The 18,131-nt window shown below is 67.2% G+C and carries 13 protein-coding genes; 7 read left to right on the forward strand and 6 right to left on the reverse strand.

Annotation, left to right across the window (positions count from 1 at the left end; translation table 11 throughout):
* The first annotated feature begins 25 nt into the window (after positions 1-25).
* The 4 genes from E8M01_RS05510 to E8M01_RS05525 all read left to right on the forward strand — a co-directional run bounded on the left by E8M01_RS05510 (position 26) and on the right by E8M01_RS05525 (position 5,083).
* Complete coding sequence (locus tag E8M01_RS05510; RefSeq protein WP_136959205.1) at positions 26-1,840, forward strand: ABC-F family ATP-binding cassette domain-containing protein; 1,815 nt, start codon at positions 26-28, stop codon at positions 1,838-1,840.
* Positions 1,841-1,962: 122 nt separating this feature from the next.
* On the forward strand, positions 1,963-2,871 hold the full coding sequence (locus E8M01_RS05515) for a bile acid:sodium symporter family protein (protein ID WP_136959206.1): 909 nt from the start codon (positions 1,963-1,965) through the stop codon (positions 2,869-2,871).
* On the forward strand, positions 2,868-3,809 hold the full coding sequence (locus E8M01_RS05520) for an NAD-dependent epimerase/dehydratase family protein (protein ID WP_136959207.1): 942 nt from the start codon (positions 2,868-2,870) through the stop codon (positions 3,807-3,809). Before E8M01_RS05515 ends, E8M01_RS05520 begins: the two co-directional genes overlap by 4 nt.
* Complete coding sequence (locus tag E8M01_RS05525) at positions 3,806-5,083, forward strand: flavin-containing monooxygenase (protein ID WP_136959208.1); 1,278 nt, start codon at positions 3,806-3,808, stop codon at positions 5,081-5,083. The genes E8M01_RS05520 and E8M01_RS05525 overlap by 4 nt, the downstream gene beginning before the upstream one ends.
* Positions 5,084-5,113: 30 nt before the next feature.
* On the opposite strand, the gene phoB is transcribed toward E8M01_RS05525, so the two are convergent.
* The 6 genes from phoB to E8M01_RS05555 form a co-directional block, all read right to left on the reverse strand.
* Positions 5,114-5,815: a phosphate regulon transcriptional regulator PhoB gene (gene phoB, locus E8M01_RS05530; RefSeq protein WP_136959209.1), complete on the reverse strand. Its 702-nt coding sequence runs from the start codon at positions 5,813-5,815 to the stop codon at positions 5,114-5,116.
* A gap of 18 nt (positions 5,816-5,833) precedes the next feature.
* Positions 5,834-6,541 carry a phosphate signaling complex protein PhoU gene (gene phoU, locus E8M01_RS05535; protein WP_136959210.1) on the reverse strand — a complete coding sequence of 236 codons (708 nt, stop codon included), beginning with the start codon at positions 6,539-6,541 and terminating at the stop codon, positions 5,834-5,836.
* Between the two features lie 166 nt (positions 6,542-6,707).
* Positions 6,708-8,063 (reverse strand): ATP-binding protein, encoded by a 1,356-nt coding sequence (locus tag E8M01_RS05540; RefSeq protein WP_136959211.1) that lies wholly within the window; start codon positions 8,061-8,063, stop codon positions 6,708-6,710.
* Positions 8,064-8,233: 170 nt separating this feature from the next.
* On the reverse strand, positions 8,234-9,010 hold the full coding sequence (locus E8M01_RS05545; RefSeq protein WP_246088606.1) for a TIGR02186 family protein: 777 nt from the start codon (positions 9,008-9,010) through the stop codon (positions 8,234-8,236).
* Complete coding sequence (locus tag E8M01_RS05550) at positions 8,995-9,924, reverse strand: sulfite exporter TauE/SafE family protein (protein ID WP_136959212.1); 930 nt, start codon at positions 9,922-9,924, stop codon at positions 8,995-8,997. The genes E8M01_RS05545 and E8M01_RS05550 overlap by 16 nt, the downstream gene beginning before the upstream one ends.
* 98 nt (positions 9,925-10,022) lie before the next feature.
* Positions 10,023-11,195 (reverse strand): acyl-CoA dehydrogenase family protein, encoded by a 1,173-nt coding sequence (locus tag E8M01_RS05555; protein ID WP_136959213.1) that lies wholly within the window; start codon positions 11,193-11,195, stop codon positions 10,023-10,025.
* Positions 11,196-11,373: 178 nt separating this feature from the next.
* Between E8M01_RS05555 and E8M01_RS05560 the strand changes: the two genes are divergently transcribed.
* Genes E8M01_RS05560 through E8M01_RS05570 form a run of 3 tightly spaced genes read left to right on the forward strand, consistent with a single transcriptional unit; the run spans position 11,374 to position 18,112 of the window.
* A complete protein-coding gene (locus E8M01_RS05560; RefSeq protein WP_136959214.1) occupies positions 11,374-14,700 on the forward strand; it encodes a transglutaminase family protein in 3,327 nt (1,108 codons plus the stop codon).
* Between the two features lie 23 nt (positions 14,701-14,723).
* Positions 14,724-17,231: a circularly permuted type 2 ATP-grasp protein gene (locus E8M01_RS05565; protein ID WP_136959215.1), complete on the forward strand. Its 2,508-nt coding sequence runs from the start codon at positions 14,724-14,726 to the stop codon at positions 17,229-17,231.
* A complete protein-coding gene (locus E8M01_RS05570; protein ID WP_136959216.1) occupies positions 17,231-18,112 on the forward strand; it encodes a transglutaminase family protein in 882 nt (293 codons plus the stop codon). The genes E8M01_RS05565 and E8M01_RS05570 overlap by 1 nt, the downstream gene beginning before the upstream one ends.
* Positions 18,113-18,131 lie beyond the last annotated feature (19 nt).

The following is an 18,131-nucleotide window of genomic DNA, read 5'->3' on the forward strand; positions in this document are numbered from 1 at the left end:
GCCCGACAATGCTAAACGCCCGGATATGGCTCCTCCTCTTTTGCAATTGCAGGACATCCGCCTCACCTTTGGCGGCACTCCGCTTCTGACCAGCGCCAACCTGTCGGTCGAGGCAGGTGACCGGCTGGCCCTGGTCGGCCGCAACGGCTCGGGCAAGTCGACGCTGCTCAAGATCGCCGCCGGCCTGATCGAGGCCGATGGCGGCAGCCGTTTCGCCCAGCCGAGCGCCACCATCCGCTACCTGCCGCAGGAGCCGGACCTGGTCGGCTTCGCCACCACGCTGGCCTATGTCGAGGCTGGCCTCGGGCCGGGCGACGACCCCTATCGCGCGCGCTATCTCCTGAACGAGCTCGGCCTGTCGGGCGAAGAAGGCACCGCCGCGCTCTCCGGCGGCGAAGCCAAGCGTGCCGTGCTGGCCCGGGCGCTGGCGCCCTCGCCCGATATCCTGATTCTCGACGAACCGACCAACCATCTGGACCTGCCGGCCATCGAATGGCTGGAAAAGACCATTGCCGCTTCGCCTTCGGCCATCGTCATGATCAGCCACGACCGGCGCTTCCTGGAAAACCTGTCGCGCGCCACCATCTGGCTCGATCGCGGCACCACCCGCCGGCTCGACAAGAGCTTCGCCCATTTCGAAGCCTGGCGCGACGAGGTGCTGGAGCAGGAGGAGAAGGACCAGCACAAGCTCGACCGGCAGATCGCCCGCGAGGAACACTGGCTGCGCTACGGCGTCTCGGCGCGACGCAAGCGCAATGTCCGCCGGCTCGGCCAGCTCCACGGCCTGCGCACCGATTTTCGCGAGCATCGCAAGGTGGTCGGCAATGTCTCGATGACGATCAGCGACGCCGACCCCTCCGGCAAGCGGGTGGTCGAGGCGCGCGGCATCACCAAGGGGTTCGGTGAGCGGGTCATCGTCGACGATCTGTCGATCCGCATTTTGCGCGGCGACCGGCTCGGCATTGTCGGCCCGAACGGCGCCGGCAAGACCACGCTGGTGGGTCTGCTGACCGGCACGCTCGAACCCGATGCCGGCAGCCTCAAGCTCGGCACCAATCTCGCCATGGTGACCCTCGACCAGAAGCGCGAGGCGCTCGATCCGACCACCCCGCTGATGGATGCCCTGACGCTTGGCCGCGGCGACTATGTCACCGTCAATGGCGAGAACCGCCATGTCATCGGCTATATGAAGGACTTCCTGTTCACCCCCGAACAGAAAGGCACGCCGGTCGGCGTGCTCTCCGGTGGCGAACGCGGCCGGCTCCTGCTCGCCCGCGCCCTGGCGAGCCCGGCCAACCTCCTGGTGCTGGACGAGCCGACCAATGATCTCGACCTCGAGACGCTCGACCTCTTGCAGGAAATGCTGACCGATTTCCCCGGCACGGTGATCCTGGTCTCGCATGACCGCGATTTCCTCGACCGGGTCTGCACCTCCGTCCTGGTCAGCGAAGGCGAAGGCCGCTGGCTCGAATATGCCGGCGGCTATTCCGACATGGTCGCCCAGCGCGGTGCGGGCGTGACTGCCCGGACAGCCGAGAAACAGGCCAAGCGCGCCGCCGAACCGCAGGCGCCGCGCAGCGACAACGGCCGCGATGCGGCCAGGCGCAAACTGTCGTTTCGCGAGAAACACGACCTGGAAAGCCTGCCCGGCCGGATGGAGGCGATCGGCCGCGACATCGCCAAGCTGCAGGCGATCCTCGCCGACCACGGCCTGTTCAGCCGCGACCGGAGCGCCTTCGACAAGGCCTCCGCCGCGCTCGCCAAGGCCCAGGGCGAGCTGCACCGCGCCGAGGAGCGCTGGCTGGAGCTGGAGCTCCTGAAGGAAAGCCTGGACGCCTGAGGACAGTCTCGAGCCGTTTCGCCGGCTTGTAGCCCGCTTACGATCTTGCGATGCTCGCTCCCGCAGCGGTTGAAACCGGGCCGTCAAATGCCCGGCAAAGGGACGTCGGGACAGGGGGAAGCATGGGGGTCGACAGCGTCCTGATCCAGATCAATCCGACGGGTCAGTTGATCCTCAACCTCATCCTGGCGCTGATCATGTTCGGCGTCGCGCTTGAACTGCGCCTGAGAGACTTCGTCGACGTCTTTTCGCGGCCGCTGGCACCGGTCACCGGACTTGTCGCCCAGATCCTGATTCTGCCGGCCGTGACCTTCGCGATCACCATGATCCTGCAACCCCAACCGAGCATCGCGCTCGGCATGATCATCGTCGCGGCCTGCCCGGGCGGCAATATCTCCAACCTGATGACCCATCTGGCGCGCGGCAACACGGCGCTGTCGATCTCGATGACGGGCATCTCCAACATGCTGGCGGTGGTGACGACGCCGCTCAACATCCTGTTCTGGGCCAGCCTCAATCCGGCGACATCGGCGCTCCTGCGCCAGGTCAGCATCGAACCGGCGTCGTTCCTCGGCACCACTGCCCTGCTGCTCGGCCTGCCGCTGATCGCCGGCATGGCCACCGTGCATTTTTGGCCAAAGCTCGCCGACCGGCTCCGCCGGCCGTTTCAGATCGCCTCCTTTGTCTTCCTTATCGGTTTCATCATCGCGGCGACCGCCAGCAATGGCCGTTATTTCCTCACCTTCGTCAGCGACATCATTCCCCTGGTGATTCTGCACAACGCCATCGCGGTCGGGATCGGCTGGCTGGCGGCGCGGTTCTGGCGGCTCAGCGACTACGACACTCGCGCGATGGCGATCGAGGTGAGCATGCACAATTCGGGTCTGGGGCTGGCCCTCATCCTCAACCAGTTCGACGCGCTGGGCGGGGCCGCCCTGATCGCCGCCGGCTGGGGCGTCTGGCACATCGTCTCGGGCTGGGCGCTGGCGGTCTACTGGACGCGGCGTGACAGGAAGGCAGCGGCCGAATGAACGCGGGCATCCTGGTGACCGGGGCCGCCGGTTTCATCGGCCAGGCCCTGGTCCGGCAACTGGCTGCCGGCGACGAACCGGTCTTCGGCCTGGATATTCGTGCCGCGACGCAGCCGGTTCCCGGTGTCCGTTATGAAAAGGCCGACATTCGCGACCGGGCGCTGGTTGGCCTCGTGGCGCGCCTCAAGCCGCGTGTGGTCGTGCATCTCGCCTCGGTCGTCGCCGCCGGCGGCGATGCCGAACAGGACTATGCCATCGATGTCATCGGCACCGGCCATGTCGTCGAAGCCTGCCTTGCCGCCGGCGTGACGCGCCTGGTGGTCACATCCAGCGGCGCTGCCTATGGCTACCATGCCGACAATGCCCAGCCGCTGACCGAGACCGATCCGCTACGCGGCAACGAGGACTTCCCCTATTCGCGCCACAAAAGGCTGGTGGAAAACCTGCTCGCCGAAGCGCGCGCGGCCCATCCGGCACTGGAGCAGGTGGTGTTCCGCCCCTGCACCGTGCTGGGGCCAGGCGTCAGCAACCAGATCACCGCCATTTTCGAGCGGCCGGTGGTCATCGGCCTTGCCGGCAGCGCGGCGCCGTTCAGCCTGGTCAGCGAAACCGACGTGGTGGCGGCGCTGGCCCGCGCCGCCGCACCGGCAAGCCTGCCCGGCATCTACAATCTCGCCGGCGACGGCACGCTGTCGCTCGCCGAGATTGCCGGGCGCATCGGCAAGCCCTATCTGCCGCTGCCGCCAGCCCTGCTGCGTGGCGTCCTGTGGTTCGCCAACCGGCTGAAACTGACCCCACTCGGCCCGGCCCAGGTGAATTTCCTGCAATACCGGCCGGTGCTGGCCAATGACCGCCTGAAGACCGGCTTCGGTTATGTGCCGGCCCTGTCGGCGGCGGAGGCCTTTGACCGCTATTGGCGTGCGAGGCCGGCATCATGACCTTCCTCGTCATCGGCGCGGGACCGGCCGGGCTTGCCACCGCCCGGGTGTTCAAGGCGGCCGGCCTGCCCTTCGAGGTGGTCGAGCGGCATGCCGATATCGGCGGCCAGTGGCTCTATGGCGCGCCATCGAGCGGGGTCTATGCCTCGACCCACCTGATCTCGTCGAAAACCACCACGGCCTTTGCCGACTATCCGATGCCGGAAGACTGGCCGGCCTATCCACATCACGCTCAGGTTCTCGATTATCTCAAGAATTTCACCCGCCATTTCGGCCTCTACCCGTCGATCCGTTTCAACCGGGCGGTGACCCGGCTGACCCGGCAGGAGGATGGCTGGCGGGCGAGCTTCGACGACGGCACGAGCCTCGACTACCAGGGCGTGGTCATTGCCAATGGTCATCTCACCGATCCCGAACTGCCGCAGATCCCCGGCAGCTTTTCCGGCGAGCTGATGCATTCCAAGACCTACAAGAACGCCGCGATCTTCAGCGGCAAGCGCGTGCTGATCGTCGGCATGGGCAATACCGGCTGCGACATCGCGGTCGATGCCGTTCATCGCGCCTCGAAAGTCTTGTGGTCGGTGCGCAGCGGCAATCATTTCGCCCCGAAATTCCTCCGCGGCAAGCCGGCGGACGAGGCCAATCACAAGGCGAAACTTGTGCTGCCGCGCCGGCTTCGCTCGATCCTGCACGAGGCGGTGCTGCGGTTTGTTGTCGGCTCACCGGAAGATTTCGGGCTGCCGCGCCCGGCGCACCGGCTTTACGATCGCACCCCGGTGGTCAATTCGCTGGTGCTGCAGCACCTCGGCCAGGGCGACATCGCCGTCCGGCCGCCGATCGAGGAGCTCGACGGCAACCGTGTCATCTTCACCGACGGCCAGACCGACGAGGTCGATCTCGTGCTGCTGGCCACCGGCTATCGGATCACCTTCCCGTTCCTGGACGAGGCCGGGCTGATACGCGAACTGAACTGGAAGGCGCCGGCGCCGCACCTGCACCTGAACATCTTCCCGCCCACCGATAACAACCTGTTCGTCGTCGGCATGATCGAAGGCGCGGGCATCGGCTGGCCCGGGCGCGACCTGCAGGCGAAGATCGTCGCGGCCTATCTGGCGGCCCGCAAGGACGCACCCGACAAGGCCCAGTCCTTCCGCCGGGAGATCAAGCGCCATTGCGCCGCGCCCCGCCCTCGGGATGCCGGCCCCCATGGCATCTTCATCGATTTTGTCGATTACAAGCGCGTGCTCGGCAAGGGGATCGAGCGGTTGAGCTGACCTCTTTCGGCCGCCCGACGGCGGCCGGCCTCAGGCCGCGCCGGCGAAACGCTCGTTGAACGCATAACCGGAGCCGCGCACGGTGCGAATCGGGTCGGCCTCGCGGCCACGCTTCACCGCCTTGCGCAGGCGTCCGATATGGACGTCGACAGTGCGCTCGTCGATATAAACGTCGCGGCCCCAGACGCCGTCGAGCAATTGCTCACGGGTATAGACGCGCCCCGGCGACTGCATGAGGAATTCCAGCAGGCGGAACTCGGTCGGGCCCAGCGTGATCTCGCGGCCCGAGCGGTGTACCCGGCGCGTCTCGCGGTCGAGTTCGATATCACCTGACTTCAGCAGGCTCGACAGATGCTCGGGCTTGGCCCGGCGGAGCAGCGCCCGGATCCGCGCCAGAAGCTCGGGCACCGAGAACGGCTTCACCACATAGTCGTCGGCGCCGGTGGCAAGCCCGCGCACGCGCTCGCCTTCCTCGCCGCGTGCGGTGAGCATGATCACCGGCAGGCGCTCGGTCTCGGCGCGCAGCCGGATGCGCCGGCAGAGCTCGATGCCCGACAGCCCCGGCAGCATCCAGTCGAGCAGCATCAGATCGGGGACCGCCTCGCGCAGACGCACCTCGGCCTCGTCGCCGCGCATCACCGTTTCGACGCGGTAGCCTTCGGCTTCGAGATTGTAGCGGAGGAGAACGGTGATCGGCTCTTCGTCCTCGACCACCATGATGCGTGCGATCATGAGAAAATCCTTCGCAGGTTAAGTTCCGGCCGCGACGATCGTCGTGGTGTCGAGCTTCGGCCGCTCTTCGGCGAGCGTCGTGCCATTGACCACGTAGTAGATCGTCTCGGCGATATTGGTGGCGTGGTCACCGATGCGCTCAAGGTTCTTGGCGCAGAACAGGAGATGCGTGCAGGCGCCAATATTGCGCGGGTCCTCGAGCATGTAGGTCAAGAGCTCGCGGAACAACGAATTGTAGAGGGCATCGATATCGCCGTCGGATTTCCACACTTCCAGGGCGGCCGCGACGTCGCGCTGCGAAAACGCGTCGAGCACTTCCTTGATCCGCTCGAGCGCGAGCCGGGCCATGGCGTCGAAACCACCGGTCACCTTGGGCAACGGCAACGAGCCGTTGATGGCGATGACCCGCTTGGCGATGTTCTTGGCGAGATCGGCAATGCGCTCCAGGTCGGCGGCGATGCGCAGGGCGCCGACAATCTCGCGCAGGTCGATCGCCATCGGCTGGCGCCTGGCGATCACCAGGATGCCGACCTCCTCGATCTCGCGCTGCATGGCGTCGATGGTCGGATCGGCGGCGCGCACCGTCGAGGCAAGCGCGACATCGCCGCGGATCAGCGCATCGATGGCGCCAACGATCTGTTTCTCGGTGAGTCCGCCCATTTCGGCGACGCGCTGCGCCAAGCCCTTCAGCTCGTTCTCGAATGCGCTGACGATGTGCTCGGTCATGCAGGTCTCCTGGGTGGGGCTGGCAAAGGGGGCTTTTCCCTACCCTGATATGACGACGGTTCTATGCTTGGGACGTGACACATCAATGACGATGAATCACACAATGCTTCAATTGCTTAGATGAGATGCGACAAGACCGCCGGCAAGCACCCGATGGCCGACTCGGCTATTCCGCCGCGGGCGGCACGCGGCGGGCCGGCATTTCGGCGACCGGCGCCTCGCCTTGTTCGGCCGCCGCCGCGGCGGCGGTCTCCAGGCGAACCGTGAAGGTCGCGCCGTCGCGTCCCTCGCTTTCGATCGCCAGGCGGCCACGATGGCGCTTGACGATATGTTTGACCAGCGCCAGGCCAAGGCCGGTGCCGCCCTTCTCGCGGCTCGACGCCACATCGACGCGATAGAAGCGTTCGGTCAGGCGCGGCAGATGTTCGGCCGGGATGCCCGGCCCGTGGTCGCGCACCGCGACCACCGCCTCGTCGCGCCGCTTGCCGCGCGGCTCGCGCTTCAGCGTGATCTCCACCGTCTTGCCCTCGGCGCCATATTTGATGGCGTTCTGGACCAGGTTCTCAAACAGCCGGAACAGCTCGTCCTGGTCGCCCGAGACCACCAGCGAAGGTTCGGCCGCCTCCACGCCGACGCTGACGCCGAGCGTTTGGGCATAAGGGCCGAGGCTGTCGCGCACCTGGCCGAGCAGCGGCACCAGGTCGATCAGCGCCACCGGCCGGACATGTTCGTTCAATTCGACCCGCGACAGCGACAGGAGGTCGTCGATCAGCCGTGCCATGCGATTGGCCTGGGCCAGCATGATCGCCAGGAACCGCTCGCGCGCCGCCGGATCGTTTTTCGCCGGCCCCTGGATGGTCTCGACGAAACCCACGACGGAGGCGAGCGGCGTCCTGAGCTCATGGCTCGCATTGGCGACGAAATCGGCGCGCAGACGCTCCAGCCGGCGCTCTTCGGTCAGGTCGCGCAGCGAGACCAGCACGAAATCGGGGCTGGCTTCCTCACGTGCCCTCACCGTCAGCGCGACCGGGGCGGCCTCGACCCGGAACCACCGGTTGACCGGCACCCGCTCGGTATAGTCGATCTCCTGGCTGGCATTGGTGGCGAGCGCCCGGCGCACCGCCTCGACCACCTCGGGCGTGCGCAGCGCCAGCGTCAGCGGTTCGCCGCGTTTCAGGCCGGGGACCAGATCGGTCGCCCGGGCATTGTGGCTGCGAACGATGAGCTTCGGATCGATCAGCATGGCCGGCGCCGGCAGGGCCGCGATCAGCCCTTCGATGGTCAGGTCGGTCAGCCGGGCGGCGCGGCGCGCCAGTTGTTCCGGATCCGGCGGAAGCGGCGCCACGCTGCGCCGGCGCACGATCAGCGCCGCGGCGGTCATCACCGCGACCGCTCCGATGGCATAAGGCCATTCGACCTTGCGCCAGGCGATCAGGACCGTGGCGACGAGGAAGGCCACGACCAGCAGCAGGGTGCGCCCTTGCCAGCCCTGTAGTCGCGGCGGTTCCAATTCGTCGTCCATGACTGTGTCCTAGAGCATTTTTGCGCGCGACGGAGCCCGGTTCGCACCAAGATTACGACGAAACGGGGCAATGAACGCCTCTTCGTTTCGACGAAACGACAGGACGTTCAGCGGCGAGCAAAGGTGACTGGCACGCCGATGCGACGGTTCGATGACATGGACGGTCGGCTTCAGTCGCGCCGGAACACGACGCTCGCCGCCCAGCCGGTGAACAGCGCCATGGCAGCGGCCGCCATGCCATAGATCAGCCCGTTGTCGCGGGCGGCATTGGCGACAAAGGCCTCGAAACCGGTCTTGGTCACTTCGAAATTGGTATTCTCGCGCGCCAGGATCACGCCGCCCGACATCAGGTAGATATCGACCTCGAAGGCGCCGACCGGCGTGTTGGAAACCACCGGAATGGTGGCGCGGAACAGGGTCGGCGTCAGGAAGGTGACGCCGGTCGGGTTCTCGCGAAACAGGCCGCGCGCCTGGTTGATCCTGAGGAAGGCTTCGCGAAAGGTCACGGTGCCTTCCGGATTGGTGCCCGGACGCGATGTCTGCAGCGCGATGCCCTGCAGGCCGATCTGCTGGCGCCGGCGCACGTCGAGATCGGCGAGCGCCTCGGCCGGCTTGTTCGACAACAATGTGTAGGAGGTCGGCACCTCGACGAATTCACGCGCGTCGGTGTTCATCCAGATCCCGAACACCCGGTCCTTCCGGCGCGTGATGATCTTGGCCCTCGGCCCGCGCACCACCACCGCCATGTCATAACCGCCCGATCGAGCGACGGTCTGGCTGTCACGCTCGATCGAGCCGAACAGCACGATTTCCGAGCCGACGAAATTGGACGTGATCTGCAACCGATGGGTCGAGAGCGAGGTGATCAGTGCCTCGGCCCGTGCGGCCGGGACGGCGGCGATCAAGGCGACGAGCGTCAGCACCAGCCGGATCATCTGACCACCCATTCCATGATCGTATTGGAAAAGGGGTCATCCGGCTTGAGCACCAGATCGACGAAGAAGCGGATGCCGACGGCGAGCACCACAAGGCCCAGCATCAGGCGCAGTTCCTCGCCTTTCATGGTCAGCGAGGTGCGCGCGCCGAACTGCGCGCCGATGACCCCGCCGATCATCAGGAGCAGCGCCAGCACGACATCGACCGAGGCATTGGTGATGGCGTGGAAGATCACCGTCAGCAGCATGGTGATGAGCGTCTGCAGGCTGGAGGTGCCGATGACCACCGAGGTCGAGACGCGCAGCAGATAGATCAGCGCCGGCACCAGCAGGAAGCCGCCGCCAATGCCCATCATCGAACCGAGAAAGCCGATGCCGAGCCCGATCGCCACCACCGGAATCACCGAGATGGTGATGCGCGAGCGCGGGAAATTGATCGCGAAAGGCAAGCTGGAGGCGACACGCCGGTCGCGGGCCGGCACCGGTTTCGGCGGCTCGCCGGAGCGCGAACGGGCGATCGCCCGGCTGCTCTCGACCACCATCAGAAGGCCGATGCCGCTGAGCAGCGTCACATAGGAGAGCGCGATGAACAGGTCGAGCTGGCCGGCCCGGCGCAGGAACGAGAAGGCCGCCACGCCGCCGGCCGAACCGATGACGCTGCCGCCCAGCAGCACGGTCGCCAGCTTCGGGTCGACCGCGTTCTTGCGCCAGTAACTGAGCGTGCCCGACAGCGACGAGGCGGCGATCTGGCCGGAGACGCTGGCCACCGCGATGGCCGGAGGAATGCCGATGAAGATCAGCAGCGGCGTCAGCAAAAAGCCGCCGCCAACTCCGAACATGCCGGAAATGAACCCGACCGCCAGCCCCATGCCCAGGATCAGGAGCATGTTCACAGGCAATTCGGCGATGGGCAGGTAAAGCTGCACGGCTCACCCCGGCGATGATCGGGTTGATCTCCGAAGGACCGGAAAATCCCTGCCGCGTCAAGGCTTTTGGCCGCAGGGCTCCAACCCGGCAGCCGGTGTCAATAAGACCGTGGCATTCCCAGCACATGTTCGCCGACATAGGCGAGGATCAGGTTGGTCGAGATCGGCGCGACCTGGTAGAGCCGCGTCTCGCGGAACTTGCGCTCGACGTCGTAATCGGCGGCGAAGCCGAAACCGCCATGGGTTTGCAGGCAGGCATTGGCGGCTTCGAACGAGGCGTCGGCGGCCAACAGCTTGGCCATGTTGGCCTCGGCTCCGAAGGCTTCGCCTGCGTCGCACAGCGCCGCCGCCTGGAACCGCATCAGGTCGGCCGCGCGAATGTTCACGTAAGCCCGCGCGATCGGAAACTGCACGCCCTGGTTCTTGGCGATCGGGCGATCGAAGACGATGCGCTCGGTGCCGTATTTCTTGGCCCGCTCGATGAACCAGTAGCCGTCGCCGATACATTCGCCGGCGATCAGGGTGCGTTCGGCATTGAGCCCGGAAAGGATGGTCTTGAAACCCTTGCCTTCCTCGCCGATCAGGTTCTCGGCGGGAATTTCCAGGTCGTCGAAGAACACCTCGTTGGTTTCGTGATTGACCATGTTGCGGATCGGCCGGACCGTCATGCCCTTGCCGATCGCATCGCGCAGATCGACCAGGAACACCGACAGGCCGTCGGACTTCTTGGCGACCTGGTCGACCGGGGTGGTGCGGGCGAGCAGCACCATCAGTTCGGAATGCTGCACCCGGCTGGTCCAGACCTTCTGGCCATTGACCACATAGCGGTCATTGCCCTTCTTCACCGCCGTGGTCTTCAGCTTGGTGGTGTCGGTGCCGGTGGTCGGCTCGGTCACCGCCATGGACTGCAGGCGCAGCTCGCCCGAGGCGATCCGCGGCAGATATTTGGCCTTCTGCTCGGCCGAGCCGCCGCGCAGGATGGTGCCCATATTGTACATCTGGCCGTGCACGGCGCCGGCATTGCCCCCCGAGCGGTTGATCTCCTCCATGATGATGGAGGCCTCCGTCAGGCCGAGCCCGGAGCCGCCATATTCGGCCGGGATGAGGGCCGCGAGCCAGCCGCCCTTGGTCAAGGCCTCGGCAAAGGCTTCGGGATAACCGCGTTCGTCATCGACCTTGCGCCAATAGGCATCGTCATATTCGGCGCAGAGCGCGCGCATGGCTTCGCGCAGGTCGGCATGGTCGTCGGCGGTCGGCAAGGTCAGGGGCATGGCGTTTGGGTCTCCGCGGCGGACCATAATGACTTCCCGTGCGGTGAGATATCCGGCCGATGGCAGAGGGTGGATGCGTCAGGGTGCAGCCCTTGGCCCCCGGCCGGACGCCCGAACGGCGCGATGTTTGCTAGGCTTCGCTTTGACGCCCCCTGCGGAAGGCATTACCGGTAGTATCATGGCCATTCTCGCGCAGCTGCACCATGTCACGCGTTACCTTTACGATCGGCCCGTCGGGCTCGGTCCCCAGGTCATCCGCTTGCGCCCGGCGCCGCACAGCCGCACGACGATCGCGAGCTATTCGCTGAAAGTGGTGCCCGAGAACCATTTCGTGAACTGGCAGCAGGATCCGCACGGCAATTGGCTGGCGCGCTTCGTCTTTCCGGAAAAAACCACGGAATTCTCGGTGACCGTCGACCTCATCGCCGACATGGCCGTGGTCAATCCGTTCGACTTCTTCATCGAGAGCTATGCCGAGACCTGCCCGTTCGACTACACGCCGGCGCTGGCCGAGGAATTGGCGCCCTATCTGGTGATCGAGCCGGCGGACGCGCATTTCGAGAGCTATCTCGCCGCCATCCCGCGCGGGCCGACCAAGACGATCGACTTCCTCGTCGGTCTCAACCAGAAACTCCAGAACGACATCCGCTATGTCATCCGCATGGAGCCCGGCGTCCAGACCCCGGACGAGACGCTCGAGCGCAGCTCCGGTTCGTGCCGGGATTCGGCCTGGCTGCTGGTCCAGATCGCCCGTCGCCTCGGCCTCGCCGCCCGCTTCGTCTCCGGCTACCTGATCCAGCTGAAGCCGGACCTGAAGGCGCTCGACGGCCCCGAAGGCACCGACAAGGACTTCACCGATCTGCACGCCTGGACCGAGATCTACATCCCCGGCGCCGGCTGGATCGGCCTCGACCCGACCTCCGGCCTGCTCTGCGGCGAAGGCCATATCCCGCTCGCGGCCACGCCACATTTCCGGTCGGCTGCGCCTATTTCAGGCAATGTCGAGCCGGCCGAGGTCAGTTTCGCCTTCGACATGCGGGTCGATCGCGTCAACGAGCGGCCGCGCGTCACCGCGCCCTTCTCGGACGAGGCCTGGACCCGGCTCGATGCCCTTGGTGAAAAGGTCGACGCCGACCTGAACGCCCAGGACGTGCGCCTGACCATGGGCGGCGAGCCGACCTTCGTCTCGGTCGACGACTACGAGGGCGCCGAGTGGAACACGGCCGCCGTCGGTCCGACCAAGCGCGAACGCGCCGACGAGCTGATCCGCCGGCTGCGCGAGCTGTTCGCGCCGGGCGGCTTCCTGCACTACGGCCAGGGCAAATGGTATCCGGGCGAGAGCCTGCCGCGCTGGACCTTCGCGCTCTACTGGCGCGGCGACGGCAAGCCGATCTGGAGCGACGACAGCCTGATCGCCAAGGAAGCGCCGCAAGGCGCCGGGCCGGTCAGCATCGATGATGCCGGCGCCCTGGCCGGCGGCATCGCCACCCGGCTCGGCCTCGACGCCGACGCCGCGGTGCCGGCCTATGAGGATCCGGCCCATTGGGTGCTCAAGGAAAGCGACCTGCCCATCAATGTCGACGCGCTCGATTCCAAGCTCGAGGACGCCGAGGCGCGCGCCCGCATCGCCCGGGTGTTCGAACGCGGGCTGACCAAGCCGTCCGGTTTCGTCCTGCCGGTGCAGCGCTGGAACGCCGAACCCAGCAAGCAGAGCTGGATGACCGAGAAGTGGAAGCTCCGGCGCGAAAAGCTGTTCCTGGTGCCCGGCGACAGCCCGGTCGGCTATCGCCTGCCGCTCGGCGCCCTGCCCCATGTGCCGCCGACCTCCTACCCCTATGTCATCGACGCCGATCCGGGCAGCGTGCCGGAGACCCTGCCCGACCCGCAGGTGGTCGCGGCGCAGGTGACCCAGCGGGTCGCGGCCGAGCGCGAGCGCGACGCCGATCGCGCCGAACAGGTCGAGCAGATCATCTCGGGCGACAATTCGGTGCGCACCGCGCTCGCGGTCGAGCCCCGCGACGGCCGGCTCTGCGTCTTCATGCCGCCGACCGAGCGGCTGGAGGACTATCTCGAGCTGATCACCGCGACCGAAGCGACCGCCAGGTCACTCGGGCTGCCGGTGCATGTCGAGGGCTACCCGCCACCGGCCGACCCGCGCCTGAATGTCGTGAAGGTCACCCCGGATCCCGGCGTGATCGAGGTCAATGTCCATCCGGCGGCATCCTGGCGCGACTGCGTGACGATCACCCAGGGCCTTTATGAAGAAGCCCGGCTGTCGCGCCTCGGCACCGAGAAATTCATGCTCGACGGCCGCCACACCGGCACCGGCGGCGGCAATCACGTGGTGGTCGGCGGAGCCCGGCCGTCGGACAGCCCGTTCCTGCGCCGGCCCGACCTGCTGAAGAGCCTGGTGCTCTACTGGCAGCGCCACCCCTCGCTGTCCTACCTGTTTTCCGGCATGTTCATTGGCCCGACCAGCCAGGCCCCGCGCGTCGACGAAGCCCGCCATGACGGGCTCTACGAACTCGAAATCGCCATGAGCATGGTGCCGAAGCCCGGCGAGGGCTTGGCACCCCGGCCATGGCAGGTCGACCGGCTGTTCCGCAACCTGCTGGTCGATTCCACCGGCAATACCCATCGCACCGAATTGTGCATCGACAAGCTGTTCTCGCCCGACAGCCCCTCCGGTCGCCTCGGCCTGGTCGAATTCCGCGGTTTCGAAATGCCGCCGGACCCGCGCATGAGCCTCGCCCAGCAATTGCTGATCCGCGCCATCATCGCCTGGGTCTGGCGCGAGCCGCAGGACGGGTCCCTGGCGCGCTGGGGCACGGCGCTGCACGACCGCTTCATGCTGCCGCATTTCGTCTGGGAAGACTTCCTCGGCGTGCTCGCCGATCTCGACCGCGCCGGTTATGCCGTCGATCCCGCCTGGTTCGAGGCGCAGTACGAATTCCGCTTTCCCCTGGCCGGCCAGGTCGACCATGCCGGCGTCAGGCTCGAGCTGCGCCAGGCGCTCGAGCCCTGGCATGTCATGGGCGAGGAAGGCGCCATCGGCGGCACCGTCCGGTTCGTCGATTCCTCCGTCGAGCGGCTGCAGGTGAAGGTCACCGGCGTCCAGCCCGAGCGCCATATCGTCACCTGCAACGGCCGGCCGGTGCCACTGACATCAACCGGCCGCAGCGGCGAATATGTCGGCGGCGTGCGTTTCAAGGCCTGGAAACCGGCCTCCGGCCTGCATCCGACCATTCCGGTCCATGCGCCGCTGACCTTCGATATCGTCGATGCCTGGAGCCGGCGGTCACGCGGCGGCTGCGTCTATCACGTCGCCCATCCCGGCGGCCGCAACTACGAGACCTTCCCGGTCAATTCCTACGAAGCGGAAGCGCGCCGGCGCGCCCGTTTCCAGGACCACGGCCACACACCGGGCCTGGTCGACCCGCCGAAGCCGGAACGGACCGACGATTTCCCTGTTACCCTCGACTTGCGCCGCCCGCCGGTTCATTGAGCCGTGAGCGGGAACCCTCGATCATGACTTTGCGCGGACCACGTTCCACCGACACCCGGGCCGAGCGCATCCTGTCGCTCCTGACGCATTACCAGCCGCTGCCCGGCATCTATGACGAGATCCTCGACGGCCATGGCGAGCCGCGCGAGCACTGGAAGCCGGTGCTGGCGAGCCTCGCCGATCTCGGCCCCCGTGAGCTCGACCGGCGCTTCGCCGCGGCCGACCGCTATCTCCGCGATTCCGGCGTGTTCTACCGGGTCTATGGCGACCAGACCGGTGCCGAGCGCACCTGGCCGCTCGCCCATGTGCCGCTCGTCATCGCACCCGATGAATGGCGCAGCCTGACCGCCGGCCTCGCCGAACGCGCCGAGCTGCTCGACCAGACCCTGGCCGACCTGTTCGGCCCCGGCGACCTCGTCCGCGACGGCCTGCTGCCGGCCGCGGCCTTCGCCGGTTCGCCAGATTTCCTGCGCCCGATGGTCGGCGTCAAACCGCGCGGCGATTCGCATCTCTGGCTCTATGCCGCGGATGTCGGACGCGGTCCCGATGGCCGCTGGTGGCTGCTCGGCGACCGGGCCCAGGCGCCGTCAGGCGCCGGTTTTGCCCTGGAAAACCGCCTGGCCATGGCGCGCTCGCTGCCGGAAATCTACCGCACGCTGCCGGTCGAGCGGCTCGCCGGCTTCTTCCAGGCCCTGCGCGCGCAGTTCTCGGCGCTCGCCGCAACCACCGACTCGCGTGTCGCCGTGCTCACCCCCGGCCCGCTCAACGAGACCTATTTCGAGCACGCCTATCTCGCCCGTTATCTCGGCTTCCTTCTGACCGAAGGCGCCGACCTGACCGTGCGCGACGACACGCTCTATATCCGCACCGTGTCCGGCCTGAAGCGGCTCGAAATGGTCTGGCGCCGGCTCGATGCCGATTTCGCCGACCCGCTCGAGCTCAATCCGCGCTCGCGGCTCGGCGTGCCCGGCCTGGTCGGCGCCCTGCGTGCCGGCAAGGTGACGCTCGCCAATGCGCTCGGCTCCGGCGTCGCCGAGGCCCGCTCGCTGCTGGCCTTCCTGCCGGCCATCGCACGGGCCCGCCTCGGCCGCGACCTGCAGCTGCCGCATATCGCGACCTGGTGGTGCGGCCAGCCGATCGAACGCGGCGCGGTCATCGCCGATCTCGACAGCTTCGTGATCGCACCGGCCTTCGGCCAGACCGTTCCGGGCGTGCTCGATGACGGTCCGGTGCTGGCCGGCGACCTCTCGCCCGCGGCCAGGCTCAAGCTCGCCGAGGAAATCCGCCTGCGCGGTTCGGACTTCGTCGCCCAGGAGGTCGTCAAGCTCTCGACCATGCCGGTCTGGCGCGACGGCTACCTGGAACCGCGGCCGTTCATCCTGCGGCTGTTCCTGGCCAAGGTCGACAATCGCTGGACCGTCATGCCCGGCGGCTTCTGCCGTGTCGGCGACCGTATCGACGCCCGCGCGGTGACCATGCAGCGCGACGGACGCTCGGCCGATGTCTGCGTGCTGGCCGATGGCCCGGTCGACGAGACGTCACTGCTGCCGACGCCCGACAAGGTCGAATTGCGCCGCTCCAGCGCCTCGCTGCCGAGCCGGTCGGCCGACAATCTCTATTGGCTCGCCCGTTACATGGAGCGGGCCGAGGCGACCTTGCGGCTGGTTCGCGCGCTTGGCGACCAGACCGGCGCCGGCCAGTCGATGACCGGCGACGGGGTGCGCCGCATCATCGACCTGCTCGGCGCCTGGGAAGCGCTGCCGCGCGACCACATCATCACCGATCCCGCGGCGGTTGCCGGCATGGTCCTGCACGGCCGCACGCCCGGTGGCCTGAACGCCCTGGCGCAATCGGCCCGCGGTTCGGCTTCGGTCATTCGTGATCGCTTCTCACCCGATGCCTGGCTGACCATCACCGACCTGGTCGCGCTCACCGAGAAGCCGCCGCCCGGCGGCTCCGACACCGATATTTTCGATCAGGCCGATATTGGCCTGCGCATTGCCGCGGCCTTTTCCGGCCTCGCCCAGGAGAACATGAACCAGCTTGCCGGCTGGCGCTTCCTGTCGATCGGCAAGCGCATCGAGCGCGCGCTCGCGACCTCTCGCATCACCCGCCAATTCGCCGATCCGAAAGCCGGAGCCGCCGGCCTCGACGTGCTCTTGAGCCTTGCCGACAGCCAGATCACCTACCGCCGGCGTTACGTCATGGTGGCGGCGCGCGCACCGGTGCTCGACCTGGTGGTGCTCGACCCGAACAATCCCCGATCGGTGGCCTTCCAGGTCGAACGGGTCAGCCAGCATCTGAAGGCCTTGCCGCTGCACTCCTCCGACGGCCGGCTGAACAGCGCCGAAAAACTCATCGCCCGGGTGCTGGTCGACCTGCAGACCGCCGACGCCCACACCCTGGACGCCAGACAGCTGCTGGCGATCGAGCAGCGGCTGATGGATCTCTCCGACGAAATTTCCGGACAATATTTCACCCACCGCGAAGCCGAACAGCCGATGAGCGCGGATTCGGACGAGATTCAGTAATGATCTACGAAGTCCGTCAGGTCGCCGAATACGTCTATGCCGCGCCGGTGGCGACGGCCCAGCACGTCTTGCGCGTCGTGCCGGTCGACCGCCCGGGGCAACGGGTGATCGCCTGGGACCTGTCGATCTCGCCGAAACCGGCGCGACGGCGCGACACCACCGATTTCTTCGGCAATCACGTGATCTTCCTGAATTTCGACCAGTCGCACAGCGAAGTGAGGATCGATGCGCGCGCCCGGGTGGCGATTGCCGGGCGCAGCCGGCCGCTGCCGGGCATGGATCCACCGTGGGAGCGCGTGCGCGAGACCGCTTTCGCCTCGGCCGACATCTCGCCGGCCTCGCCCGTGCACGCCCTGTTCGCCAGCCGCCATGTGCCGCGCGATCCGACGATCCGCGCCTATGCCACCGCGAGCTTTCCGCCCGGACGGCCGATCCTGGACGCCGCCTTCGACCTCGCCAAACGCATCCACGGCGATTTCACCTATGACGGCGAGGCGACCGAAAACGACACGCCGGCGGCGGCGACCTTCGCCATGCGCCGCGGCGTCTGCCAGGATTTCGCCCATATCATGATCTCGGGGCTGCGTGGCCTGGGGCTCCCGGCAGCCTATGTCAGCGGCTATCTGCGCACCAACCCGCCACCCGGCCAGCCGCGCCTCGAAGGCGCCGACGCGACCCATGCCTGGGTATCGGTCTGGTGCGGGCCGGAGCTTGGCTGGTGGGGCCTCGACCCGACCAATGGGCTGATCGTCGACCGCGACCATATCGTGCTGGCGACCGGCCGCGACTTCGCCGATGTCGCCCCGAATGGCGGTGTGCTGGTGACCTCGGGCGATCACGAGATCGCGGTCGCGGTCGACGTCAAGCCGGTCGCCGCCTGACCCGGCGGGCGGCGGAGCC

This window comes from Phreatobacter stygius, from assembly GCF_005144885.1.
Lineage (GTDB): Bacteria > Pseudomonadota > Alphaproteobacteria > Rhizobiales > Phreatobacteraceae > Phreatobacter > Phreatobacter stygius.

What these genes read in the sequence shown, in the direction of transcription:
- E8M01_RS05510 (WP_136959205.1), top strand. Translation starts at nt 26, where the DNA reads ATGGCTCCTCCTCTTTTGCAATTGCAGGACATCCGCCTCACCTTTGGC.
- E8M01_RS05515 (WP_136959206.1), top strand. Translation starts at nt 1,963, where the DNA reads ATGGGGGTCGACAGCGTCCTGATCCAGATCAATCCGACGGGTCAGTTG.
- E8M01_RS05520 (WP_136959207.1), top strand. Translation starts at nt 2,868, where the DNA reads ATGAACGCGGGCATCCTGGTGACCGGGGCCGCCGGTTTCATCGGCCAG.
- E8M01_RS05525 (WP_136959208.1), top strand. Translation starts at nt 3,806, where the DNA reads ATGACCTTCCTCGTCATCGGCGCGGGACCGGCCGGGCTTGCCACCGCC.
- phoB (WP_136959209.1), bottom strand. Translation starts at nt 5,815, where the DNA reads ATGATCGCACGCATCATGGTGGTCGAGGACGAAGAGCCGATCACCGTT.
- phoU (WP_136959210.1), bottom strand. Translation starts at nt 6,541, where the DNA reads ATGACCGAGCACATCGTCAGCGCATTCGAGAACGAGCTGAAGGGCTTG.
- E8M01_RS05540 (WP_136959211.1), bottom strand. Translation starts at nt 8,063, where the DNA reads ATGGACGACGAATTGGAACCGCCGCGACTACAGGGCTGGCAAGGGCGC.
- E8M01_RS05545 (WP_246088606.1), bottom strand. Translation starts at nt 9,010, where the DNA reads ATGGGTGGTCAGATGATCCGGCTGGTGCTGACGCTCGTCGCCTTGATC.
- E8M01_RS05555 (WP_136959213.1), bottom strand. Translation starts at nt 11,195, where the DNA reads ATGCCCCTGACCTTGCCGACCGCCGACGACCATGCCGACCTGCGCGAA.
- E8M01_RS05560 (WP_136959214.1), top strand. Translation starts at nt 11,374, where the DNA reads ATGGCCATTCTCGCGCAGCTGCACCATGTCACGCGTTACCTTTACGAT.
- E8M01_RS05565 (WP_136959215.1), top strand. Translation starts at nt 14,724, where the DNA reads ATGACTTTGCGCGGACCACGTTCCACCGACACCCGGGCCGAGCGCATC.
- E8M01_RS05570 (WP_136959216.1), top strand. Translation starts at nt 17,231, where the DNA reads ATGATCTACGAAGTCCGTCAGGTCGCCGAATACGTCTATGCCGCGCCG.